19 protein-coding genes are annotated in these 23,837 nt (G+C 72.3%); 2 read left to right on the forward strand and 17 right to left on the reverse strand.

Annotation, left to right across the window (positions count from 1 at the left end; genetic code table 11):
* Positions 1-147: 147 nt before the first annotated feature.
* From OHS57_RS09855 to OHS57_RS09865, 3 genes are all read right to left on the reverse strand, one after another.
* Positions 148-1,608, reverse strand: a complete 1,461-nt coding sequence (locus tag OHS57_RS09855; protein ID WP_041990805.1) for a glutamate synthase subunit beta — start codon at positions 1,606-1,608, stop codon at positions 148-150.
* Positions 1,601-6,160, reverse strand: a complete 4,560-nt coding sequence (gene gltB / locus OHS57_RS09860; protein ID WP_328581671.1) for a glutamate synthase large subunit — start codon at positions 6,158-6,160, stop codon at positions 1,601-1,603. Before gltB ends, OHS57_RS09855 begins: the two co-directional genes overlap by 8 nt.
* A gap of 366 nt (positions 6,161-6,526) precedes the next feature.
* Positions 6,527-7,279, reverse strand: coding sequence for a VIT1/CCC1 transporter family protein (locus OHS57_RS09865; RefSeq protein ID WP_041990800.1), 753 nt, complete (start codon positions 7,277-7,279; stop codon positions 6,527-6,529).
* 182 nt (positions 7,280-7,461) lie between these two features.
* On the opposite strand from OHS57_RS09865, the gene OHS57_RS09870 reads away from it, so the two are divergent.
* On the forward strand, positions 7,462-8,625 hold the full coding sequence (locus OHS57_RS09870; RefSeq protein WP_328581672.1) for an ADP-ribosylglycohydrolase family protein: 1,164 nt from the start codon (positions 7,462-7,464) through the stop codon (positions 8,623-8,625).
* 79 nt (positions 8,626-8,704) lie between these two features.
* Here the strand turns inward: OHS57_RS09870 and lgt are convergent, their stop codons facing one another.
* From lgt to hisI, 11 genes are all read right to left on the reverse strand, one after another.
* Positions 8,705-9,715: a prolipoprotein diacylglyceryl transferase gene (lgt, locus tag OHS57_RS09875; RefSeq protein ID WP_328581673.1), complete on the reverse strand. Its 1,011-nt coding sequence runs from the start codon at positions 9,713-9,715 to the stop codon at positions 8,705-8,707.
* A 70-nt stretch (positions 9,716-9,785) separates the two neighbouring features.
* A complete protein-coding gene (locus tag OHS57_RS09880; RefSeq protein WP_328581674.1) occupies positions 9,786-10,619 on the reverse strand; it encodes a DsbA family protein in 834 nt (277 codons plus the stop codon).
* 76 nt (positions 10,620-10,695) lie between these two features.
* A complete protein-coding gene (gene trpA, locus OHS57_RS09885) occupies positions 10,696-11,508 on the reverse strand; it encodes a tryptophan synthase subunit alpha (protein WP_328581675.1) in 813 nt (270 codons plus the stop codon).
* A complete protein-coding gene (trpB, locus tag OHS57_RS09890; RefSeq protein ID WP_328581676.1) occupies positions 11,505-12,740 on the reverse strand; it encodes a tryptophan synthase subunit beta in 1,236 nt (411 codons plus the stop codon). The genes trpA and trpB overlap by 4 nt, the downstream gene beginning before the upstream one ends.
* A 96-nt stretch (positions 12,741-12,836) precedes the next feature.
* Positions 12,837-13,022: a tryptophan biosynthesis modulator TrpM gene (gene trpM, locus OHS57_RS09895; RefSeq protein WP_328581677.1), complete on the reverse strand. Its 186-nt coding sequence runs from the start codon at positions 13,020-13,022 to the stop codon at positions 12,837-12,839.
* A 6-nt stretch (positions 13,023-13,028) separates the two neighbouring features.
* Positions 13,029-13,838 carry an indole-3-glycerol phosphate synthase TrpC gene (trpC, locus tag OHS57_RS09900; RefSeq protein ID WP_041990789.1) on the reverse strand — a complete coding sequence of 270 codons (810 nt, stop codon included), beginning with the start codon at positions 13,836-13,838 and terminating at the stop codon, positions 13,029-13,031.
* 121 nt (positions 13,839-13,959) lie between these two features.
* Positions 13,960-14,394, reverse strand: coding sequence for a DUF2752 domain-containing protein (locus tag OHS57_RS09905; RefSeq protein ID WP_328581678.1), 435 nt, complete (start codon positions 14,392-14,394; stop codon positions 13,960-13,962).
* Between the two features lie 122 nt (positions 14,395-14,516).
* Positions 14,517-14,771 (reverse strand): HGxxPAAW family protein, encoded by a 255-nt coding sequence (locus OHS57_RS09910; RefSeq protein WP_041990785.1) that lies wholly within the window; start codon positions 14,769-14,771, stop codon positions 14,517-14,519.
* Positions 14,772-14,911: 140 nt separating this feature from the next.
* On the reverse strand, positions 14,912-15,595 hold the full coding sequence (locus OHS57_RS09915) for a TIGR02234 family membrane protein (RefSeq protein WP_041990783.1): 684 nt from the start codon (positions 15,593-15,595) through the stop codon (positions 14,912-14,914).
* A 25-nt stretch (positions 15,596-15,620) separates the two neighbouring features.
* A complete protein-coding gene (locus tag OHS57_RS09920; protein ID WP_041990781.1) occupies positions 15,621-17,126 on the reverse strand; it encodes an anthranilate synthase component I in 1,506 nt (501 codons plus the stop codon).
* Positions 17,127-17,144: 18 nt separating this feature from the next.
* A complete protein-coding gene (hisI, locus tag OHS57_RS09925) occupies positions 17,145-17,522 on the reverse strand; it encodes a phosphoribosyl-AMP cyclohydrolase (protein ID WP_041990779.1) in 378 nt (125 codons plus the stop codon).
* A gap of 84 nt (positions 17,523-17,606) precedes the next feature.
* Here hisI and OHS57_RS09930 point away from each other — a divergent pair, with 84 nt between their 5' ends.
* Entirely contained in the window at positions 17,607-18,239 is a 633-nt protein-coding gene (locus OHS57_RS09930) for a TIGR03085 family metal-binding protein (protein ID WP_328581679.1), read from the forward strand.
* Between the two features lie 20 nt (positions 18,240-18,259).
* On the opposite strand, the gene OHS57_RS09935 is transcribed toward OHS57_RS09930, so the two are convergent.
* The 3 genes from OHS57_RS09935 to bdeA form a co-directional block, all read right to left on the reverse strand.
* The gene (locus tag OHS57_RS09935; protein ID WP_041990775.1) at positions 18,260-19,540 is read right to left on the reverse strand and encodes a PucR family transcriptional regulator; all 1,281 of its coding nucleotides are present in this window, start codon (positions 19,538-19,540) and stop codon (positions 18,260-18,262) included.
* Between the two features lie 372 nt (positions 19,541-19,912).
* The gene (locus OHS57_RS09940; protein ID WP_328581680.1) at positions 19,913-22,666 is read right to left on the reverse strand and encodes a helix-turn-helix transcriptional regulator; all 2,754 of its coding nucleotides are present in this window, start codon (positions 22,664-22,666) and stop codon (positions 19,913-19,915) included.
* A 95-nt stretch (positions 22,667-22,761) separates the two neighbouring features.
* Positions 22,762-23,664 (reverse strand): bis(hydroxyethyl) terephthalate hydrolase, encoded by a 903-nt coding sequence (gene bdeA, locus OHS57_RS09945; RefSeq protein WP_328581681.1) that lies wholly within the window; start codon positions 23,662-23,664, stop codon positions 22,762-22,764.
* Positions 23,665-23,837: the final 173 nt, after the last annotated feature.

The raw sequence follows: 23,837 nt of genomic DNA on the forward strand, positions 1-23,837 counted from the left end.
TCGTCGTCGGTGCGCATCCGTCCACATGCCACGGCGCCTGCCGTCGTCCGGTCGGGGACTGGGGGCAGGCGCCGCGTCTTGCGGAGGGTCCGGAGGACGTCCCCCGGGCCGACACCGCCCGTACGCCTTTGTACGGGACGTCTTGTTTCAGACCATCATCGCGCGGTCCGTGGGCCTGATCGGGGCGTGCAGGTCGCTGGCCCCCGTCAGGTAGCTGTCGACGCCGCGCGCCGCCGAGCGGCCCTCGGCGATGGCCCACACGATCAGGGACTGGCCGCGGCCCGCGTCACCGGCAACGTACACGCCGGGGACGTTGGTCGCGAAGTCGGCGTCCCGCGCGATGTTGCCGCGCCCGTCGAGTTCAAGGCCGAACTGCTCGACGAGTCCGTTGGACTGGTCGGTCCCGGTGAAGCCCATGGCGAGCGTGACCAGCTGCGCGGGGATCTTGCGCTCGGTGCCGCTCCGCGGGTCGAGCTTGCCGTCCTTGAACTGGACCTCGGTGAGGTGCAGGTACTGGACGTTGCCGTCCTCGTCGCCCTCGAAGTGCGTGGTGGAGACGGAGTAGACCCGCTCACCGCCCTCCTCGTGCGCCGAGGTGACCTTGTAGAGCATCGGGAACGTCGGCCACGGCTGGTGGTCGGCGCGCGCGTCGCCGGGCCTGGGCATGATCTCCAGCTGGGTGACGGAGGCCGCGCCCTGGCGGTGGGCGGTGCCGACGCAGTCGGCGCCGGTGTCGCCGCCGCCGATGACCACGACGTGCTTGCCCGCCGCGTTGATCGGGGAGACCGTGAGGTCGCCCTCCTGCACCTTGTTGGACGGCGGCAGGTACTCCATCGCGAAGTGGATGCCGTTCAGCTCCCGGCCCGGGACCGGCAGGTCGCGCGAGACGGTGGCGCCGGCGGCGATGACGACGGCGTCGTACCGCTTGCGCAGCTTCGCGGCGTTCACGTCACGGCCGACCTCGACCTCGGTGCGGAACTTGGTCCCCTCGGCGCGCATCTGCTCGATGCGGCGGTTGATGTGGGACTTCTCCATCTTGAACTCGGGGATGCCGTAGCGCAGCAGTCCGCCGATACGGTCGGCGCGCTCGTACACGGCGACGGTGTGTCCGGCCCTGGTGAGCTGCTGGGCGGCGGCGAGTCCCGCGGGGCCCGAGCCGATGACGGCGACGGTCTTGCCGGACAGCCGCTCGGGGGGCTGCGGGGTGACGTCGCCGCTCTCCCACGCCTTATCGATGATGGAGACTTCGACGTTCTTGATGGTGACGGCGGGCTGGTTGATGGACAGCACGCACGCCGACTCGCAGGGCGCGGGGCACAGCCGCCCGGTGAACTCGGGGAAGTTGTTGGTGGCGTGCAGCCGCTCTATGGCCGCCTGCCAGTCCTCCCGGTACGCGTAGTCGTTCCACTCGGGGATCAGGTTGCCCAGCGGACAGCCCTGGTGGCAGAACGGGATGCCGCAGTCCATGCAGCGCCCGGCCTGCTTGCTGATGATCGGGAGCAGCGAGCCGGGAACGTAGACCTCGTTCCAGTCCTTGACGCGCTCCTCGACCGGGCGGGAGGTGGCGATTTCCCGCCCGGTGGTGAGAAAGCCCTTCGGGTCAGCCATTGGTCGCCGCCTCCATCATCTTCTCGGTGGTCTCGGTCTCGGAGAGTCCGGCCAGCTCGGCGGCGTCCTTGGCGGCGAGCACTGCCTTGTACGTAGTGGGGATGATCTTGCTGAAGCGGGTGACGGCGGTGTCCCAGTCGTCGAGCAGCCGCCCGGCGACGGTGGAGGCCGTCTCCTCCTGGTGGCGGCGTACCGCCTCGTGCAGCCACTCCTGGTCCGCGTCGTCCAGCGGGCCGACGGCCGACAGGTTCCCGGAGTTGACGTTGTCCGGGTCGAGGTCGATGACGTAGGCGATACCGCCGGACATGCCGGCCGCGAAGTTGCGTCCGGTCTCGCCGAGTACGACGGCGTGGCCGCCGGTCATGTACTCGCAGCCGTGGTCGCCGACGCCTTCGGCGACCACCGTGGCGCCGGAGTTGCGGACGCAGAACCGCTCGCCTGTCCTGCCGCGCAGGAACAGCTCGCCGCCGGTGGCGCCGTAGGCGATGGTGTTGCCCGCGATGGTCGAGTACTCGGCGAGGTGGTCGGCGCCGCGGTCGGGCCGTACGACGACCCGGCCGCCGGACAGGCCCTTGCCGACGTAGTCGTTGGCGTCGCCTTCGAGCCGCAGGGTCACTCCGTGCGGCAGGAAGGCGCCGAAGGACTGGCCGGCCGAGCCGGTGAAGGTGATGTCGATGGTGTCGTCGGGCAGTCCCGCGCCGCCGAACCTCTTCGTCACCTCGTGGCCCAGCATCGTGCCGACGGTGCGGTTGATGTTGCGGATGGCGATCTGCGCGCGCACCGGCTGGGCCGCCTCGGCGCTCTCGGCGCCCAGGGCGTCGGCGGCGAGCTTGATCAGCTCGTTGTCGAGGGCCTTGCCCAGGCCGTGGTCCTGCTCGGTGGTGCGGTGGCGTGCGGTGCCCTCGCCGAGCAGCGGCACGTGGAAGAGCGGGCGCAGGTCGAGGCCCTGGGCCTTCCAGTGGTTGAGCGCCCGCTCGGTGTCGAGGAGCTCGGCGCGTCCCACGGCCTCTTCGAGGGTGCGGAAGCCCAGCTCGGCGAGGAGTTCGCGGACCTCTTCGGCGATGAACTCGAAGAAGTTGACGATGTACTCGGCCTTGCCGGTGAACCGCTCCCGCAGGACCGGGTTCTGGGTGGCGATGCCGACGGGACAGGTGTCGAGATGACAGACGCGCATCATGACGCAGCCCGAGACGACGAGCGGCGCCGTCGCGAAGCCGAACTCCTCGGCGCCCAGCAGGGCGGCGATGACGACGTCACGGCCGGTCTTGAGCTGGCCGTCGGTCTGCACGACGATGCGGTCGCGCAGCCCGTTGAGCAGCAGCGTCTGCTGGGTCTCGGCGAGGCCCAGCTCCCAGGGGCCGCCCGCGTGCTTGAGTGAGGTGAGCGGGGAGGCGCCCGTGCCGCCGTCGTGGCCCGAGATGAGCACCACGTCGGCGTGTGCCTTGGAGACACCGGCGGCGACGGTGCCGACGCCGACCTCGGAGACCAGCTTCACGTGGATGCGGGCCTGCGGGTTGGCGTTCTTCAGGTCGTGGATCAGCTGGGCGAGATCCTCGATGGAGTAGATGTCGTGGTGCGGCGGCGGGGAGATCAGGCCGACGCCCGGGGTGGAGTGCCGGGTCTTGGCGACCCACGGGTAGACCTTGTGTCCGGGCAGCTGGCCGCCCTCGCCGGGCTTGGCGCCCTGCGCCATCTTGATCTGGATGTCGTCGGCGTTGACCAGGTATTCGCTGGTGACGCCGAACCGTCCGGAGGCGACCTGCTTGATCGACGAGCGGCGCTTCGGGTCGTACAGCCGGTCGGCGTCCTCGCCGCCCTCGCCGGTGTTGGACTTGCCGCCGAGCTGGTTCATGGCGACGGCCATGGTCTCGTGCGCCTCTTGGGAGATCGAGCCGTACGACATGGCGCCGGTGGAGAAGCGCTTGACGATCTCCGAGACCGGCTCGACCTCGTCGATGGAGATCGGCTCGCGCGCCGAGGCGAAGTTGAACAGGCCGCGCAGCGTCATCAGCCGCTCGGACTGCTCGTTGACCCGGTCGGTGTACTTCTTGAAGATGTCGTAGCGGCGCGAGCGCGCGGCGTGCTGGAGCCGGAAGACCGTCTCGGGGTCGAAGAGGTGCGGCTCGCCCTCGCGGCGCCACTGGTACTCGCCGCCGATGTCGAGCTTGCGGTGGCTCGCGGAGATCCCGGAGGCGGGGTAGCCCTTGGCGTGCCGGGCCGCGACCTCCTGGGCGACGACGTCGAGTCCCGCTCCGCCGATCTTGGTGGTGGTGCCGGAGAAGTACCGCTCGACGAACTCCTCGTCCAGGCCGACGGCCTCGAAGACCTGGGCGCCCCGGTAGGAGGCGACGGTCGAGATGCCCATCTTGGACATGACCTTCAGGACGCCCTTGCCGAGCGCGTAGATCAGGTTGCGGATGGCCTGCTCGGGCTCCAGGCCCTCGATGAACGTGCCGGCGCGCACCAGGTCCTCGACGGACTCCATCGCGAGGTACGGGTTGACGGCGGCGGCGCCGAAGCCGATGAGCAGCGCGACGTGGTGCACCTCGCGCACGTCGCCGGCCTCGACGAGCAGCCCCACCTGGGTGCGCTGCTTGGTGCGGATGAGGTGGTGGTGCACGGCGGCGGTGAGCAGCAGGGACGGGATCGGGGCGTGCTCGGCGTCGGAGTGCCGGTCGGAGAGCACGATGATCCGGGCGCCGGACTCCAGCGCCTCGTCGGTCTCGGCGCAGATCTCGTCGATACGCGCGGCGAGCGTCTCGCCGCCGCCGTTGACGCGGTAGAGACCGGAGAGCGTGGCGGCTTTCATGCCGGGCATGTCGCCGTCCGCGTTTATGTGCACGAGCTTGGCCAGCTCGTCGTTGTCGATCACCGGGAACGGCAGGGTGACACTGCGGCAGGACGCGGCCGTCGGCTCCAGCAGGTTGCCCTGCGGGCCGAGGGACGAGCGCAGCGAGGTGACCAGCTCTTCCCTGATGGCGTCCAGCGGCGGGTTGGTGACCTGCGCGAACAGCTGGGTGAAGTAGTCGAAGAGCAGCCGGGGGCGGGCGGAGATCGCCGCGATGGGCGAGTCGGTGCCCATGGAGCCGATCGGCTCGGCGCCCGCGCGTGCCATCGGGGCGAGCAGGACGCGCAGCTCTTCCTCGGTGTAGCCGAAGGTCTGCTGGCGGCGGGTGACCGAGGCGTGGGTGTGCACGATGTGCTCGCGCTCGGGCAGGTCCTCCAGCTCGATCTCGCCGGTCGCCAGCCATTCCTCGTACGGCTTCTCGGCGGCGAGGGTCGCCTTGATCTCGTCGTCCTCGATGATGCGGTGCTCGACGGTGTCGACGAGGAACATCCGGCCCGGCTGGAGGCGGCCCTTGCGGACGACCTTGGCGGGGTCGATGTCGAGGACGCCGACCTCGGAGGAGAGGACGACGAGGCCGTCGTCGGTGACCCAGTAGCGTCCCGGGCGCAGCCCGTTGCGGTCGAGCACGGCGCCGACCTGCGTGCCGTCGGTGAAGGTGACGCAGGCGGGGCCGTCCCACGGCTCCATCATCGTGGCGTGGTACTGGTAGAACGCCCGCCGGGCCGGGTCCATGGAGTCGTGGTTCTCCCACGCCTCGGGGACCATCATCAGCACCGAGTGCGGCAGCGAACGGCCACCGAGGTGGAGCAGTTCCAGGACCTCGTCGAAGGACGCGGAGTCGGAGGCGTCGGGGGTGCAGAGCGGGAAGATCCGCTCCAGCTTCTCGGGGCCGAAGAGGTCGGAGCCCAGCTGGGACTCGCGGGCCTTCATCCAGTTCCGGTTGCCCTTGACCGTGTTGATCTCGCCGTTGTGCGCGACGAAGCGGTACGGGTGGGCGAGCGGCCAGCTCGGGAAGGTGTTGGTGGAGAAGCGGGAGTGGACCAGCGCGATGGCCGTGGCGAACCGGCGGTCGGACAGGTCGGGGAAGAACGGCTCCAGCTGGCCGGTGGTGAGCATGCCCTTGTAGACGATCGTCCGGGCGGAGAGCGAGGGGAAGTACACCCCGGCCTCCCGCTCGGTGCGCTTGCGCAGCAGGAACGCCTTGCGGTCGAGGGCGATGCCGGTGCTCGTGCCGTCGGCGACGAAGAGCTGGCGGAATACCGGCATCGTCGCGCGGGCGATGGAGCCGAGCATCTGCGGGGCGACGGGGACGTCGCGCCAGCCGAGGACCGTCAGGCCCTCCTCGACGGCGATCGTCTCGATCTGTGAGACGGCGTCCTCGTAGTCGACCGCGGGCAGGAAGGCGATGCCGACGGCGTACGAGCCTGCCTCGGGCAGCTCGAATTCCGTGACCTCGCGGAAGAAGGCGTCCGGCACCTGGAGCAGGATTCCGGCGCCGTCGCCGGAGTCGGGCTCGGAGCCTGTGGCGCCGCGGTGTTCGAGATTGCGCAGTACGGTCAGCGCCTGCTCGACCAGGGCGTGGCCGGCTACACCGGTGAGGGTGGCCACGAACCCGACGCCACAGGCGTCGTGCTCGTTACGGGGGTCGTACATCCCTTGCGGGGCGGGGCGACCGTCCATGGGCGACCAGGCGTGGGAACGCATCGGCTCTCCCGTCGTCGTCGTGGCATATGCAATAACCGAGGGACGACGTTGGCCCTCCAAGAAATTTCGAGCAGGTTACATGATGGGACACTTCTCAGGAAGCGGATAAGTCATTCCAACATGCGGACACCGCATCGCGGTGGAGGTGGCTCAAAGTCTGGACAGATCGTCGTCCGCCCGGGCGCGGGCCTCGTTGCCCGTAGCGCCTACGGGTCATGCCCGGTCATCGCGGAGTCGAAACCGCCGTGTAACAGGTCTGTCCGAGGCGCCTGCCATAGTGTCCCACCCGCACGCCCCCATCGCGCAGGGACGTGCGTCACAGCAGGTCATCGCGGTGTGCGCGGATGCCGGGCGGACGGCGACGGATCAGACGGCGGCGCCGAACAGCGCCCCGAGTCCGTAGGTCAGCGCGGCGGCGGCCCCGCCGAGCAGAAGCTGCCGGAGCCCGCTGTACCACCAGCTGCGTGCCGTTACGCGGGCGACCAGCGCGCCGCAGGTGAAGAGGCCGACCAGCGCCAGCAGCAGGGCGGGCCACAGCTGGGTCGCGCCCAGCAGGTACGGCAGTACGGGCAGCAGGGCGCCCAGCGCGAACGAACCGAACGACGACACGGCAGCGACGGTCGGTGACGGCAGGTCGTCGGGGTCGACCCCCAGCTCCTCGCGGGCGTGGATCTCCAGGGCCTGCTCGGGGTCGGCGGACAGCTGCTCGGCGACCCGCAGGGCCAGCTCGGGCTCCACCCCGCGCGACTCGTAGAGCGCGGCCAGCTCGGCCAGCTCGTCGTCGGGGTGTCTGCGCAGTTCCGTGCGCTCCACCTCCAGCTCCGCCTGGACCAGCTCGCGCTGCGAGGCCACCGAGGTGTACTCCCCCGCGGCCATCGAGAAGGCGCCGGCCGCGAGCCCGGCGAGGCCGGTGATCACGATGGTGTGCCGCGAGACGTCACCGCCGGCGACGCCGGTCATCAGGGCCAGGTTGGAGACGAGCCCGTCCATGGCGCCGAACACGGCGGGGCGGAGCCAGCCGCCGGTCACGTCGCGGTGGGTGTGCTGGTCGTGGTGGGCCGGCTGCGGCGCCTCCTGCGCTGTTCCGCGCGGCGTCGCTTCCGGTTCGGTGACGGTCATGGTTCTGCTCCCCTTCGGCGACGTACACAGCACGGTCGAAAGTACGCACGAAAAACCGTCCCCGCCAGCAAGGAAAGCCTGCCTAACCAGCGGGTTCCGGCCCTGAGCGCGGTCGGGGGTACGGGGAACTCGCCGGGGTCCGCAGCGCCGCGCGACCACCCGCCCCGGTGGACAATTCGGACATGACGACGCACCCGCCCTCACCGGGGCCCACGCTCGACGACCGGATCGCCGGCTGCCTGATCGGCGCGGCCGTCGGTGACGCGCTCGGCGGTCCCGTCGAGGGCCACACCCCCGAGCAGATCACCGAGCGGCACGGCGGCCCGGTCACCGGCATCGTCGGACCGTGGGACGACGACTGGCGCACGGCCAGGCCCGTCGCGCCATACCACAAGGGCGACGGACACGTCACGGACGACACCCTGATGACCCACGCGCTGGTCAGGGTCTACGAGACGGTACGGGGCCACCTCGACGCCTACGCGGTCGCCGACCACCTCGTCCCCGAGCTGATGACCACCCCGCGCTGGATCCCGGAGCTGGAGGCCGAGGCACTGCCGCTCCAGCGGATCTTCCTCGCCGAGAAGTGGATCGTGGCCCGGCTGCACTACGGCCATGTCGACCCGCGCGAGGCGGGCAGCGGCAACATCGTCAACTGCGGCGCGGCCATGTACATGGCGCCCGTCGGGCTGGTCAACGCCGCCCATCCGCAGGCCGCGTACGCGGAGGCGCTGGAGGTCGCGGCCCCGCACCAGTCGTCGTACGGGCGCGAGGCGGCCGGGGTGTTCGCGGCGGCCGTCGCCGCCGCGTGTCTGCCGGGCGCGACGCCCGCCACGGTCGTCGAGACCTGTCTGGCGCTCGCCAAGGACGGCACCCGCGCCGCGATCGAGGCCGTGTGCGACGTGGCGTCCAGGCACCGGGACGCGGAGTCGGCGGTGCGCGGGCTGCGCGCGGCGGTCGCCCCGTTCGACACGGTGGGCCCCGACTACCGCGCGCCGTCGCTCGGCGCCCGGCGGCCCTCCCGGCTGCACGCGATCGAGGAGCTGCCGGTGGCGCTCGGGATGCTGCTGATCGGCGCGGGCGACTACCGCCGTACGGTCCTCGGCTCGGTCAACTACGGCAGGGACTGCGACTCCATCGCCACGATGAGCGGCGCGCTCGCCGGGGCGCTGGGCGGCGAGGCGGCCGTCCCCGCCGACTGGGCGAAGCGGGTGGGCGAGGCGAGCCGGCTCGATCTGCGCGGCCCGGCGCTGGCGCTGGCGGCCGTGGCGCGCGAGGTCTTCGCCCAGGACACGGCGGGCCGCCGGGCCCACGAGACGGCCTTCGCCGCCCTGACGCGAGGGTGACAAACGCCGGGGCCGCCGGACCTGGATCAGGTCGGCGGCCCCGGCGGCCCTGCGGAACGTGCGGTGTGCGCCCGGCCGGTCAGGTCTTCTTCAGCGTGGTGGCGCCGGCCGGCTTGGCCTTGCCGTCGTCGCCCTCGTCGTCCTTCGGACCCGCGTCCTCGGGCTCGTCGGCCTTCGAGCCCGCTTCCTTGGGAGCGCCGTCCTTCGGCTCCGTGTCCTTGGAGTCCGCGTCCTTCGAGTCCGTGTCCTTCGGGTCGCCGGACGTCACGCCGTCCGCCGCGGCCGGTTCGACGATCTCTTCTCGGCCCGGGCGGATCTTCGAGGAGACCACGATGTAGACGACCGCCAGGACGAAGATGATCCCGGCCGTCCAGTCGTTCAGCCGGACACCGAGGATGTGGTGGGCGTCGTCGACGCGCATGTACTCGATCCAGGCCCTGCCCACACAGTACGAGGCGACGTAGAGGGCGAAGGCCCTGCCGTGGCCGAGCTTGAACCTGCGGTCGGCCCAGATGACGAGCAGCGCGACGAGCACGCACCACAGCGACTCGTACAGGAAGGTCGGGTGGTAGAGCCCGGCTTCCCTGTTCGGACCCGCGCTGATCTTCAGCGCCCAGGGCAGATCGGTCTTCTTGCCGTACAGCTCCTGGTTGAACCAGTTGCCCCAGCGGCCGATGGCCTGCGCGAAGGCGATGGCCGGGGCCAGTGCGTCGGCCCACGCCGGCAGCGGGATGCCCCGCCTGCGGCAGCCGATCCACGCGCCGACGGCGCCGAAGGCGATCGCTCCCCAGATGCCCAGGCCGCCCTGCCAGATCTTGAAGGCGTCGACCCAGTCCTCACCGCTCTTGAAGTACAGCTCGTAGTCGGTGATCACGTGGTAGAGCCGGCCGCCGACCAGGCCGAAGGGCACCGCCCAGACGGCGATGTCGGCGACCGTCCCTGCTTTGCCGCCCCGGTCGATCCAGCGCCTGCCGCCGTACCAGACGGCGACGAAGACCCCGATGATGATGCAGAACGCATAGCCGCGCAGCGGAAGTGGTCCGAGATGGATCACTCCGGTCGACGGGCTGGGAATGTAGGCAAGTTCCATGGCAGAACCGACGCTACCGTGCCGGGCGGGAGGTACGGCAACCCGCCCGGCAACGTCTGGATAACGAGCGTCAGCTCGCGGACGGGCTCGCGGCCTCGCTCGCGCCCGGCTTTTTGCCCTTGTTGGCCTCGGCGACCCACTTCTTCAAGTTGGCCGGGCTGATGTTCTCGTTGCCCTTCTTCGGGAACACCGGCGTGCCGTTCAGCAGGACCGTCGGGGTGCCGGCGAAGCCGCCGGTGCGGAAGGCGTCGGCCGAGGCGCGGACCCAGGAGTCATGCTTCCCGTCCTTCACGCACGAGTCGAACGCGGGCGTGCGCAGCCCCGGGACCTTGGCCGCGAGGTCCAGCAGCCTGCTGTTCTTGCCGAAGGCGTCGTCGGTCTCCGGCGGCTGGTTCGAGTACAGCGTGTCGTGGTACTTGGCGAACTTTCCCGCGTCCTGGGCGCAGGCCGCCGCGTTCGCGGCGCGCACCGAGCCCGTACCGCCCATGTTGCCGTCGATGATCGTCGCGAGGTGGTACTCGATCTTGAGCTGTCCCGAGCTCTCCAGGTCGTGGAACGTGCTGCGGAACACGTTCTCGAACTGGCCGCAGATCGGACAGCGGAAGTCCTCCCACACGGTGAGCGTGGACGGTGCCTTCGCCGAGCCCACCTGGATCGCGAGGTCGTCCTTGCCCCGGGCGCCCGAGGGCGCGACCGCGGGCCCCGCGCCCGCCGCGCCGGTGGTCTTGTCCTTGCCGATGTTGGCGGCGACCACCCCCACGGCGGCCGTCGCCCCCAGTACGCCGACGACCGTCGCCGCCACGATCAGACCGCGCTTGCGCTTCTCCCGCGCCTTGTGCGTTTCACGTTCCCGCCGGAGCCGCTCTCTCGCGCTCCTCGTTGCCTCTCGGTTCTTCTCGCTCACGCCCACAGCAACGAACCGGGGAGGCGCGTACGCACCTCCCCGGTCCCAGGTCCACCCGTACGGATGACGTCACCCGTCAGCGCTTGCGAACGCCTTCCGCCAGCTCGGCGGCGAGCGCCCGGACGGCGACAAGACCGGCTTCCTCGTCGGCGGCGTCCAGCATCCGCTTGACGAAGGCCGAGCCGACGATGACCCCGTCGGCGAATCCGGCGACCTCGGCGGCCTGCGCGGCGTCGGAGACGCCGAGGCCGACACAGACCGGCAGCCCGGTCGTGGCGCGGGTGCGCCGGACCAGGTCCTGGGCCTGCGCGCCGACCGAGGCGCGGGTGCCGGTGACGCCCATCAGGGACGCGGCGTAGACGAATCCGCTGCCCACCGCCGTGATCTTCGCGAGGCGTTCGTCGCGGCTGCTGGGGGCGACCACGAAGACCGTGGCGAGCCCCTGCTTCTCCGCGTGCTGCCGCCACAGCTCCGACTCCTGCACGGGCAGGTCGGGCAGGATGCACCCGGCGCCGCCCGCCTCGGCCAGCTCGGCGGTGAACCGCTCGACGCCGTAGCGGTCGACCGGGTTCCAGTACGTCATGACCAGCACCGGCTTGCCGGTGGCCTCGTACGCCTCGCGGACCGTACGCATCACATCGGCGATCTTGACGCCGCCGCGCAGCGCGATGTCGTCGGCGGTCTGGATGACCGGGCCGTCGAGCACCGGGTCGCTGTGCGGCAGCCCGATCTCGACCACGTCGGCGCCGCCGTCGAAGACGGCCTTGACCGCGGCGATCCCGCCGTCCACGGTCGGGAACCCGGCCGGCAGATAGGCGATCAGCGCGGCGCGGTTGTCCGCCTTGGCCGCGGCGAGCGTGTCGCCGAGCAGTTGGATGTTGCCGCTCACTTCGTGCCCTCCCCGTCGTACAGCCCGAAGTAGCGGGCGGCCGTGTCCATGTCCTTGTCGCCGCGCCCGGAGAGGTTGACGACGATCAGCCCCTCGGCGCCGAGTTCCTGGCCGACCTCGATGGCGCCGGCCAGCGCGTGGGCGCTCTCGATGGCCGGGATGATGCCCTCGGTGCGCGACAGCAGGCGCAGCGACTGCATCGCCGCGTCGTCGGTGACCGCGCGGTACTCCCCGCGTCCGCTGTCCTTGAGGTAGGCGTGCTCGGGGCCGATGCCCGGGTAGTCGAGTCCGGCCGAGATCGAGTACGGCTCGGTGATCTGGCCTTCGTCGTCCTGGAGCACGTAGGACCGCGACCCGTGCAGGATGCCGGGCTCGCCGGCCGTGAGGGTGGCGGCGTGCTCGCCGCTGTCGATGCCGTGTCCGGCCGGCTCGCAGCCGATCAGCCGCACCTCGGTGTCGGGGATGAACGCGTGGAAGAGGCCGATCGCGTTGGAGCCGCCGCCGACGCAGGCGACGGCGGCGTCGGGCAGCCGGCCGGCCCGCTCCAGGATCTGCCGCCTGGCCTCGACACCGATCACCCGGTGGAAGTCGCGGACCATGGCGGGGAACGGGTGCGGTCCCGCGACCGTGCCGAACAGGTAGTGCGTACGGTCGACGTTGGCGACCCAGTCGCGGAACGCCTCGTTGATGGCGTCCTTCAGGGTGCGGCTGCCGGACTTCACCGCGATGACCTCGGCGCCGAGCATCCGCATCCGGGCGACGTTGAGCGCCTGGCGCTCGGTGTCGATCTCGCCCATGTAGATGGTGCATTCGAGGCCGAACAGCGCGCAGGCGGTGGCGGTCGCCACGCCGTGCTGGCCCGCGCCCGTCTCGGCGATGACCCGGGTCTTGCCCATGCGCCGGGTGAGCAGCGCCTGGCCGAGCACATTGTTGATCTTGTGCGAGCCGGTGTGGTTGAGGTCCTCGCGCTTGAGGAACACCCGGGCGCCGCCCGCGTGTTCGGCGAACCTCGGCACCTCGGTCAGCGAGCTGGGCCGGCCGGTGTAGTTGACCATCAGTTCGTCGAGTTCGGCGGCGAAGGCAGGATCGCCCTTGGCCTTCTCGTACTCGACGGCGACCTCGTCGACGGCGGCGACGAGCGCCTCGGGGATGAACTTGCCGCCGAAGGCACCGAAGTACCCGTCGACGCTGGGGATCTGACCCGCCGGGTCAGGAATGAAGAACTCGGACACGGAAGAACGACTCCTCGGGGAAGCTGCGGACACGGGGCACCGTATGCGCCGTCACCGAGCCGTCCCGCACGCGCGTGCGCGGGGAGCGGCCCGGACTCAGAGCGCCGTGGCGCGCCGCCATCGCATCCCGTTGACCTGTCCCGGCTCGTCACCGATCACGTACCGCACCCGCCTGCCGTGCACCCGGCGGGCGGGCGCCCGGCAGCCGCGCGGCCGGCACCCGCGCGCCAGCGGCGCGTACCCGGCGAGGGGCAGCGCGCTGACGACGGAGGCGGTGGACATGAGGGGTCAGTCCCTCCCGTGCCGCAGCGCCGGGTGGGCGCCCGCGGCCACGAGATCGGCGACAGCCGACTTCGGGTCGCGTCCGGTGACCAGCGACTCGCCGACGAGCACGGCGTCGGCGCCGGCGTTCGCGTAGGCGATCAGGTCGTGCGGCCCGCGCACCCCGGACTCGGCGATCTTCACGATGTGGGCGGGGATCTCGGGGGCGACCCGTTCGAACGTGCCGCGGTCGACCTTCAGGGTCTTCAGGTCGCGGGCGTTGACGCCGATGATCTTCGCGCCCGCGTCGACGGCGCGCTCGACCTCGTCCTCGTCGTGCACCTCGACCAGCGGGGTGAGTCCGATCGACTCGGCCCGCTCGATCAGGGAGACCAGCGCGTCCTGCTCCAGCGCCGAGACGATGAGCAGCACCAGGTCGGCGCCGTAGGCGCGGGCCTCCCAGAGCTGGTACGACGTGACGACGAAGTCCTTGCGCAGGACCGGGATGTCGACCTTGGCGCGGACGGCCTCCAGGTCGGCCAGCGAACCGCCGAAGCGCCGCTGCTCGGTCAGTACGGAGATGACGGCCGCGCCGCCCGCCTCGTAGTCGGCGGCGAGCCCCGCGGGGTCGGCGATGGCGGCGAGCGCGCCCTTCGACGGGCTGGAGCGCTTCACCTCGCAGATGACCTTGACGCTGTCCCCGCGCAGGGCCGCGACCCCGTCCTTGGCGTCGGGTGCCTTGGCCGCGCGCTTCTTGAGCTCGTCGAGGCCGACACGCGCCTGCCGCTCTGCGAGGTCGGCGCGTACGCCGTCGATGATCTCGTCGAGCACACTCACGCGAGCGGCCCCCTTCCGGAAGGGTGGTGTCGGATGCGATCAGGTTCAGCCATATCGATGCTAGCCGGAAGAGGCCGCAGGACTCGCATCCGGTGCGCCGGCCCCGTCGCCACCTGGTCCGTCACGGGGCGAGCGCCGAGCCGAACGGGAGGTTCCGCAGCAGGGTGAAGACCAGGATCACCGCGCCGAGCGACCACCACACGGCGGTGGGCAGGACCAGCCGGACCGGCCGCCCCTTCCGGGCGCGTACCAGCCAGATCACCCACACGGCCGCGAAGAGCACATAGCCGACGACAGCGAGCGCGTTGTCACCGAACGCCGTGGCCAGATCGCCGTGGATGAAGGCATGGGCACTGCGCAGACCGCCGCAGCCCGGGCAGTACAGGCCGGTGACGGCGTACATCGGGCAGAGCGGGTAGTGACCCGTCTCGTTCGGGTCGACCAGGCCGACGTAGGTGAAGGCGGCGGCGATCCCGGCGAGGGTCGCGAGCGGCGGCAGCAGCCGGCGCGGGAGGGGCGCGGGCGCAGCCGCCGGCGCCGCTGGGGTTGGGAGCATGGCGTCCACCCGGTGATTGTGCCTGCTGACGTACGAAGGCGCAGCCCGGCCCGGCGGACTGCGCCGGGGGCCGGACCGCGCCCAGGACCGAACGGTGGCTCGGCCGAACCGGTTGCGGGAGGTCAGACGGACTGCGTCTGCGCCCGTCCCGCCTTCTCCCTGGCCTCGGCCATTTCCGTGGACTCCTTGGGGACGCCCAGGCCCGCCAGCCTCATGGCGAGTCCCACGAGGCCGCCGATCAGGACGACACCGATACCGACCCAGAACCCGAAGGTGTTGTCGGCGACCATGAAGACCCCGCCGACACAGAAGCCGATGAAGGCGATGATGACGCCGGTCCAGGCCGCCAGGCTGTGTCCGTGGCTGCTGCCCGCCATGAAGTGCTCCTCGTCGCTGATGCGCTGTACAGGTCTGACGCTCTCAGAACATTGTCCCGCACGCACCACGTGCGCCGGTCCCGGGGGTCGGTCACGAGGGGTCGCTCACGAGGAGGGCACGGGGCGCCGGTCACGGGGCGTCAGGTCAGGGTGGTGGGGTCCTCGCCGCGGTCGATCGCCTTCCACAGGTCCTCGGGCCGGTCGGGATCGACGACCGGGGCGCGCCGCGCGGTGCGCCGCAGACCGCCGGAGGCTCCCGGGCCCGTGGCGGCGTCACGCTCGTAACGTCCGGACATCGCGGGCCAGTTCTTGCCGTAGCGCAGGGCGAGCAGCCCGGCGAGCAGGATCAGTACGCTGGCCGCCGCCGTCACGTACGGCCAGGCGGTGTGGCTCAGCGCGCTGACGGTCGCCGCGGTGTCGCCAGTGGTCTCGGCGGCCTGGCTGTCGAGGGCGGAGTGTCCCGAGGCGCCGAGGAACGCGGCGGTCGCGGCGCCGGCGCCGCTGAGCGCGAGCAGCAGCGAGACCAGCAGCCGGCCCGCCCTGCGGACGGCGAAGACGGCGACGAGCGCGGCGAGACCGACGACGGCCAAGGCGGCGGGCACCCCGGTGACATCACGGCCGTCGGCGCTCAGGGGCACGGAGCCGCCGCCGACGAACGCCTTGCCCTCGGCCCAGGTCTGGCCGGAGGCGATCAGCACGACGGCCGCGCCGACGGCGCCGAGGAGCAGGGCAGCGGCGAGGCTGCGGCGGCTGCTCGGGGCGTCCGAAGCGGCGGCGGCAGCCGCTCGTGGCTGGGGTATGGGTACGGCACTCACGCACCCCACTATCCCCTACGGCGCCACCCGGCGTTCAGCCGGTCGCGTTCAGCCGGTTGGCGGTGTGGACGGCGCGCAGCACGGCGGCGGCCTTGTTACGGCATTCGGTGTCCTCGGAAACCGGGTCGGAGTCGGCGACGATGCCCGCTCCCGCCTGGACGTACGCGGTGCCGCCGCGCAGCAGAGCCGTACGGATGGCGATGGCGGTGTCGGAGTCGCCGGCGAAGTCGAGATAGCCGACGCACCCGCCGTACACGCCGCGCCGCGTCGGCTCCAGCTCGTCGATGATCTGCAGCGCGCGCGGCTTGGGAGCACCCGAAAGAGTGCCTGCCGGGAAGCACGCGGTGAGGACGTCGAAGGCGCTGCGGCCCTCGGCGACCTGTCCGGTCACGGTGGAGACGATGTGCATCACGTGCGAGTAGCGCTCGACGGACATGAAGTCGACGACCTCGACGCTGCCGGGCCGGCAGACCCGCCCCAGGTCGTTGCGGCCGAGATCGACCAGCATCAGGTGCTCGGCGCGCTCCTTGGGGTCGGCGAGGAGTTCGTCGGCGAGCGCCTGGTCCTCCTGCGGGGTCGCGCCGCGCGGCCGGGTCCCCGCGATGGGGTGCACCATCGCGTGCCCGTCCTCGACCTTGACCAGGGCCTCGGGGCTCGACCCGACGACGTCGAAGGGCGCGCCGTCGGCGCCGGTGAACCGGAAGAGGTACATGTACGGGCTGGGGTTGGTGGCCCGCAGCACCCGGTACACGTCGAGCGCGCTCGCCGTGCAGTCGGTCTCGAAGCGCTGCGAGGGCACGACCTGGAACGCCTCCCCCGCCCTGATCCGCTCCTTGATCTCCTCGACGACGGCCTGGAAGTCGGCGCCGCCCCAGCGGGCGGTGTAGTCGGGCAGTTCGGAGGCGGGCAGCGCGGTGGGCGCGGAGTCGACGGGCCTGGCGAGGTCGGCGGCCATCGCGTCGAGCCGGGCGACGGCGTCGGCGTACGCCTCGTCCACCCCCGTGTCCAGGTCGTTGTGGTTGATCGCGTTGGCGATCAGCAGGACCGTGTTGTCCCAGTGGTCCAGGACGGCGAGGTCCGAGGTGAGCAGCATCGTCAGCTCGGGCAGCCGCAGGTCGTCGCGCGCGTGGTCGCCGATCTTCTCCAGCCTGCGGACGATGTCGAAGCCGAGGTAGCCGACCATGCCGCCGGTGAAGGGCGGCATGCCGTCGGCGAGGTCGCGCGGGGTGTGCAGCGCCTCGACCGTGGCGCGCAGGGCCGCCAGCGGATCGCCGTCCACGGGGACGCCGACGGGCGGGGTGCCGAGCCAGTGCGTGGCGCCGTCGCGCTCGGTCAGGGTGGCGGACGACCGTACGCCGACGAAGGAGTACCGGGACCAGGAGCGGCCGTTCTCCGCCGACTCCAGCAGGAACGTGCCGGGCCGCTCGGCCGCCAGTTTGCGGTACAGGCCGACCGGGGTGTCGCCGTCCGCGAGGAGACGCCGGCTGACGGGGATGACGCGGCGGTCGGCCGCCAGCTTGCGGAAGGTCTCAAGATCCATGGCCGCAGACCCTACTCGTTACCCGTCACCCAGCAGGATCCCGGCGTCGAAGCACGTCCGGTCCCCGGTGTGGCAGGCGGCGCCCACCTGGTCGACCTTGACGAGCACGGTGTCGGCGTCGCAGTCCAGCGCCACCGATTTCACGTGCTGGACATGGCCGGACGTGTCGCCCTTGACCCAGTACTCCCGCCGGCTGCGCGACCAGTAGGTGCACCGCCCGGTGGTCAGGGTGCGGTGCAGCGCCTCGTCGTCCATCCACCCGAGCATCAGCACCTCGCCCGTGTCGTACTGCTGCGCGATGGCCGGAACCAGCCCCTCGGGGCTGCGCTTGAGCCGGTCGGCGATGGCGGGGTCGAGATTGCCGCTCGGGCCGGGTGCCGCGGTCGTGCTGCTCATACCGCCATTGTGCCGCGCCGCCCCGCCGGTACGGGCCCGGTGTCCACTGGGCGGACGGGTGGCCCCGGCCGTACGCTTGCGCACATGTCGACCCATGCCAAGCGTGAACGACTTCTGCTCGCCGATCTGTTGGAAGCGGCGGGGCCCGAGGCCCCGACCCTGTGCGAGGGCTGGCTGACGCGGGACCTCGCCGCCCATGTGGTGGTGCGCGAGCGCCGCCCCGACGCGGCCGGCGGGATGCTGATCTCCCGGCTGAAGAACCGCCTCGACCGTGTGCAGGGCGAATACCACGAGAAGCCGTACGAGGAGCTGATCCAGCTCATCCGTACCGGCCCGCCGCGGATCTCCCCGTACAACATCAAGCAGCTGGACGAGGCGGCCAACACCACCGAGTTCTACATCCACGCCGAGGACGTCAGGCGGGCCCAGCCCGACTGGACGCCGCGCGAGCTGGACCGGGTGTTCGCCGACTCGCTCTGGTCCCGCCTGGAGAAGGGTGCGCGGCTGATGGGCCGCAAGTCCCCGGTCGGCCTGGTGCTGCGCCTGGCCGACGGCCGCACGGCGGTGGCCCACCGCGGCACCCCGGTGGTGACGGCCACGGGCGAACCGGGCGAGCTGACGCTGTTCCTGTCGGGCCGGCAGTCGTCGGCGGACGTGGAACTGGAGGGCGACAAGGACGCGGTGGCGCGGCTGCTGGAGGCGAAGCTCGGCGTCTGAACAGCCGCTGCTGTTCGAGGCTAGGTCCGCTCGTCCGGGCGGCGGGGGTGCAGGCGGCCCGCCACCAGGGCCAGGGAGACCTCGACCGCGTCGGTCGGGCGGGCCAGGCTGCGGCCGGTGAGCTGTTCGAAGCGGCGCAGCCGGTTCAGGACGGTGTTGCGGTGGCAGTAGAGCCGGGCCGCCGCGCGCCGCGCCGAGCCGTCGGAGTCGAGCCAGGCCGTGAGCGTCTCGACGAGCAGGTCACGGTCGGCCGGATCCAGCCGGTCCAGCGGGCCGAGCACCCGCCCGGCCAGGGCCGCGCCCAGGTCGGGTGACGAGGCGACGAGCGCGGCCGGCAGATGGTCGTCGAGGAGTACGACGCCGCCGGCGCGCGGACAGGTGCGCAGCGCGATGTCGGCGAGCCTGCGGGCCTCGCCGACGGCGGCGATCCCGGTCACGGCCGAGCTGACGCCGACACGTACCCCCGGCGGCGGTGCGAGGCCCGCCAGCACCGAGGCGACTGTCTCGGCGCCGGTGAGCGGCACGATCGCGTGGTGGGCGTCGGCGGAGGCGTGCCAGACGGCGCGGGTGCCCGGCGGCAGGGGCAGTGGCGGTGCGTCGCCCTGCGGGGTGACGCGTAGGCCGGCCACGGCGAGGACGGCGTAGCTGCCGTCCGCCGGCAGGTCCAGCATGGCGGCGGCGTCCGGCAGGTCGCTGACCCGCGCCGATCCTTCGAGCAGCGCCGCCGTCATCAGCCGGAGCCGGTTCTCCCGGCGCCAGGCCATCCGGCGCTCGGTCTGCCGGTAGGCGTCGGCGACCAGGCCGCAGTGCTCGTCGACGAAGTTCCAGACGTCCGCCGCGACATGGATGAGCAGCCGGATGTCGTCGGCGTGCCGGCGCGCCGTCTCGTCGATGAGCCCCTGCCACACCATGGCGCCGCCGAGCCGGAAGGCGTGCAGCACGGCGTCGAGCGGCACGCCCTGCTCGGCGCGGGTGGCGCCGATACGCCAGGAGGTGCGGCGGGCGGCGTCCCTGGCCTCCCGCGGCCTGATCAGCGATCCGATGTTGTGCCGCAGCGAGCGGTGCACCTCCTGCCATATCTCCGACGCGTCGGCGTCGATCGCCACCCGGTAGGCGGGCTCCTGCGCCCGCAGGGTGGCGACCAGCCGGTCGGTGAGACCGGCCAGATCGTCCAGCAGCACCCGGGCGGCCCGGTGCAGCACGGCGACGGCCTCCGCGTCGACCAGTGAGCGGACGGGGGTCGTGGTACGGACCGGGAGCAGCGCGATCGGCGTCTGCTGCGTGCGGATGACATGCGGCATTGCGGCCTCCACCGGTATCGGTCGCCTGACGCCCGCAGAATGACATACCGGCCGGTCGGTACCAAGGCCCTTACCCAGCCGATCTTCGCGAACTGCCCGCGCGGGGGGTGGCGTTGCGGGTCGGGTGGCCGTCGCGGCGGCCTCACGGGGTACCGAGCCGGACGGCCGTCCGCCCCCGGCACGGGGCGCACGGGACGGAGCCTGTACGACAGGTCGTGGACGAACCCCCGGCCACCGGCACAACGCGCGCCTCACGCGGGCCACCAGCGAAAACGTCCCGCCGTCGGCCGCCCGCAGGGTGGGACTCGCGGCGGGCGCGTGCAGCGGCCACCGGGCGCCGGGCGGCACCTTGTGCCTGACGCCGGGGGACGGCTAGAGGGGGGCCGGGTTTGGGTCGTCGCGGTTCAGGAGGCGGGTCAGTTCTGTGCGGGAGCGGATTCCCAGTGCGGCGAAGACGTTGCGCAGGTGGTGGTCGACCGTGCGGGTGCTCAGGGAGAGTCTGAGGGCCACCTCGCGGTTGGTCGCGCCCTCCGCCACGCAGCGGGCTATGCGCTGCTGCTGCGGGGTGAGGAGCAGCAGGTCCGGCAGGCCGGTGCCGCGGGCCGCTGCGGCCACCGACTCGCCCGCCGCGCGGAGTTCGCCGCGTACCCGGCCCGTCCAGAGCCGCGCGCCGCAGCGTTCGAAGCCGACCAGCGCGTCGCGCAGCGGGGTGCGGGCCTCGCGGGTCCTGCGCTGCCTGCGGAGCCAGTGGCCGTAGAGCAGTTGGGTGCGGGCCCGCTCGAAGTCGCCCGCCGCCCGGTCGTGATGGGTCAGGGCCTCCTCCCAGCGCGCCCCCGCCTCGTCGCCGGACGCCAGCAGGGCCCGGCAGCGGGCCAGTTGGGCGGGGGCCTGCGGATCGGCCGTCCTGCTCGTCCAGAGCGCGAACTCCTCGACCGCCCACTGCGCCTCGCTCCCCCGCCCCGCCAGCACCGCCGCTTCCACGAAGCACGGCACCGCCAGCATCCGCGTGGCGAAGTGACCGCGCCTGGGACCCTGGCTGACCAGGGGGAACAGTCGCGCCGCCGCCTCCGCCGAGCGGCCGTCGGCGAGTTCGGCGCGGGCCACCGCCCAGGCCGCGAGGGTCGCCGCCTGGGCCAGCCCGTGCGGCTGCGCCACGGCCGCCGCCGCCTCCGCGTGCTCGGCGCACTGCGCCGACTCGCCCTCGACGGAGGCCGCCAGGGCCAGTACGGCGTGCAGATGGGCCGCCACGTTGCGCTGGCCCGACCGCTCGGCAGCGCACAGGCCCTCGCGGGCGTGGGTACGGGCCCGCGCGTGCCGTCCGGCCCGCAGTTCGCCGTAGGCGAGGTGTTCCAGCACCTGCGGCAGCAGGACGTCGGGGCCGTGCGCGCGTACGGCGGCCAGCGCCCTGGCACCCGCCCGGCACGCGGCCTCCACCTCGCCGAGTACGAGCGCGGAGATCCCGGCCCGCAGCAGCTCCGCCGCGTCGCCGGTGCGTGCCGCCGACTCGAAGCAGTTCCGCAGCAGGGCATGGCCCTCGCCCGTCCGTCCCACGAGCACCGCGTGCATGCCGGCGCAGTACTGCCCGAGCGACGGCTCCGCGCCGTGCGGCCGTATGCGGCTCATCGCGTCCAGATAGGCGGGCGCGTCCCCCATCGCCCAGGCGGCATCGGCGGCGCCGAGCAGAGCCGTGACGGTACGGGCGGGGTCACGCGGGGCCAGCAGCGCCGCGGCCGTGAGCAGCGCCTCGCGGGCGTCGGCCACGGGCCCGTCGTACAGGGCGAGTTGGCCCCGCACGTAGTGCGCCCGCCCCGGCTCGGGCACGGCCCGCACCCGGGCCAGCAGGATCCGGGCGCGGCCCGGCTCCCCCGCCAGCCAGGCGTGTTCGGCCGCGGCGGCGAACCGGGCGCTGCGCAGCGCCTCGTCGGTGGACAGCGCCGCCGCCCTGGTGAGGGCCGCGGCGCGGTCGGCGTGCGGCCGTGGCGGTACGGCCGCCCTGACCAGCGAATCGGCCAGCGCCGGGTCGTAACCGCTTGCGGCGCAGGCCCGTTGGACGAGCCGGGGCAGGGTGCGGTGCGGTCCGTCCAGCACGGTCGCTAGCAGCTGGTGCACGGCCCGCCGATGCGCGATCGACGCGCTGCTCAGCACCGCCCTGCGTAACAGCGGATGGCTGAAGCGGACCCGGCCGCCGCCGCTGCGCACGGCGCCGGACGTCTCCGCCGGGCCGAGTCTGCCGGGGTCGATCCCGGCCAGTTGCCCGGCGCGCCGCAGCAGGATCGCGTCGGCGCCGGCGCCTTCCGGCTCATGCTCCTCGGCGGCTGCCGCGAGCAGCAGCAACGTCCGCGTCTCGGCGGGGAGTTCGCGCACACGGCTGGCGTAGGCGTGCATCAGCTCCTCACCGCCGGACAGTGGCTCAGGCAGTGGCTGACGGCCCGTCAACTCGTCGTGGCTGAGCCGCTCGACGAGCGCGGTCAGCAGCCGGGGGTTGCCCGCGCCTTCGCGGCGCACCTCCTCCACCACCGCCGCCGCGGGCGACCGACCGTCCGTCAACTGCTCCAACAAGGCGCGGGCCGCCGCGTCGTCCAGCGGCCCCAGCCGCAGCGCGGGCAGCCCCGCGAAGGCGGCGGAGCCGGGCTCCTGCTCCGCCGCGGTGAGCAGCACACCCACCCGGCGGTCCTGCGGGAGCCTGCGGACCGCGAAGGCCAGCGCGTCACGCGACTGCGGGTCCCAGTCGTGTGCGTCGTCCACGCAGACCAACAGCGGCCCGCGCGCCCCGAGATCGGTCAGCAGATCGAGCAGCGCCGTCGGCGCGAGTCCGGCGCGCAGCACATCGGGGACCGGCGCCACGGACCGCCCGCGCGACTCCCCCGAACACAGCAGCGCGTGCAGTCCGCTGAACGGCAGCCGCCGCTCGCCGGGCGCGGCCGCCGCGTACAGCACGGGCCCGTCGCCCCACCCGTCCGCCGCGTGCCGCAGCAGCGCGCTGCGCCCGAGGCCGGGCGGCGCCGTCAGTACGAGCGTGGCGCCGTGACCGGCCGTCAGCCGCGCCAGCAGGGTGTCCAGGATGGTGAGTTCACCGCTCCGGCCGTACAGGCGGTGGGGACTACGCACGGTCGTCGATGAGGTCACCTGCGTTACGTTACTGCTGTGTAACGTGGCCCGGAAGCCCCTTGGGCCACGCCCCGTGAGGGACGCGGCCCCGCTGTGCGGTGGCACAGCCAACTTCAGGATGTGTGCGGGCAGTTGCCCCGGTACTCCTCGATCGTCAGGCTCGGCCTGGGCAGCGGGCAGAGGAACTGCTCGTAGCGGGCGTCGTTGTCGACGAACCGCTTCAGCCAGGAGATGCTGTACTTCGCGATGGTCGTGTTGGAGCTGTTCGGCGTGAGGTGCGTGGCGCCGTTCAGTTCCAGGTACGCCTTGTCCAGCGACGCGGGCAGCGAGTTGTAGAACGGCTCGGAGTGCGTGGCGACCGGCGCGATGGTGTCACCGTCCGCGCCGACGATCAGGGTAGGCGTCCGCACCTCGGGCCAGGTCTTGTCGGTGTTCCAGCCGGTCAGCGGAATGGCCGCCTGGAGCGACGTCCGGTCCTTCGCCGCCTCCAGCGTTCCGCCGCCGCCCATGGAGTGCCCCATGACGCCGAGCCGCGACGCGTCGATGCGGGTACGCACCGACGAACGCTGCGTCAGATAGTCGAGCGCGGCCAGGAGTTGGTCGCCACGGCTGGCGGGCTGGTCGAGCGTCGTGTTGGTGTCGATGGTGAAGATGACGAAGCCCTGGGAGGCCAGCCGGGGGCCGAGCCAGGCGATGCTGGACTGGGTGGCGGTGAATCCGGGCGAGATGGCCACGGCGCCGAAGGTGCCGTCAGCGGTGGAGGTCGGGTAGTAGATGGTGCCGCCACCGAAGCCGGTCACGCTCAGCGAGGACACGGAGGTCTGCGACACGGCGTACGAGCCGCGCGCCGCCTCGATGCTGGAGGTGGTGGGGGCGGGGCCGCGCTCGTACGGGTTGTCGGCGGCGCCGGCGTTACCGGCGCCGGGGATGAGCGCGACGACCAGTCCTACGGTCGCCACCGCCCCGGCCCACAGGCTGCGGACGGTACGGGATCTTGGCTGAGAGCGAGGGTGCACGGAGGGGGGGTCCTCTCGGTCGTGGCGGGCCCGTGCCCGTCCCGTTGACCGGAGCGGACCTGCCGTTGTCCCTGACGCCCGCCACGATGGCGCTGCGGCGGTGCGGAGGGCATCGGCAAGTTCGCCAGTGTCGCGGGGTCGCCGTCCGGCGCGGTGTCGGTTGGCGGTCTTGG

Origin of the sequence: Streptomyces sp. NBC_00370 (assembly GCF_036084755.1) — a bacterium.
GTDB lineage: Bacteria > Actinomycetota > Actinomycetes > Streptomycetales > Streptomycetaceae > Streptomyces.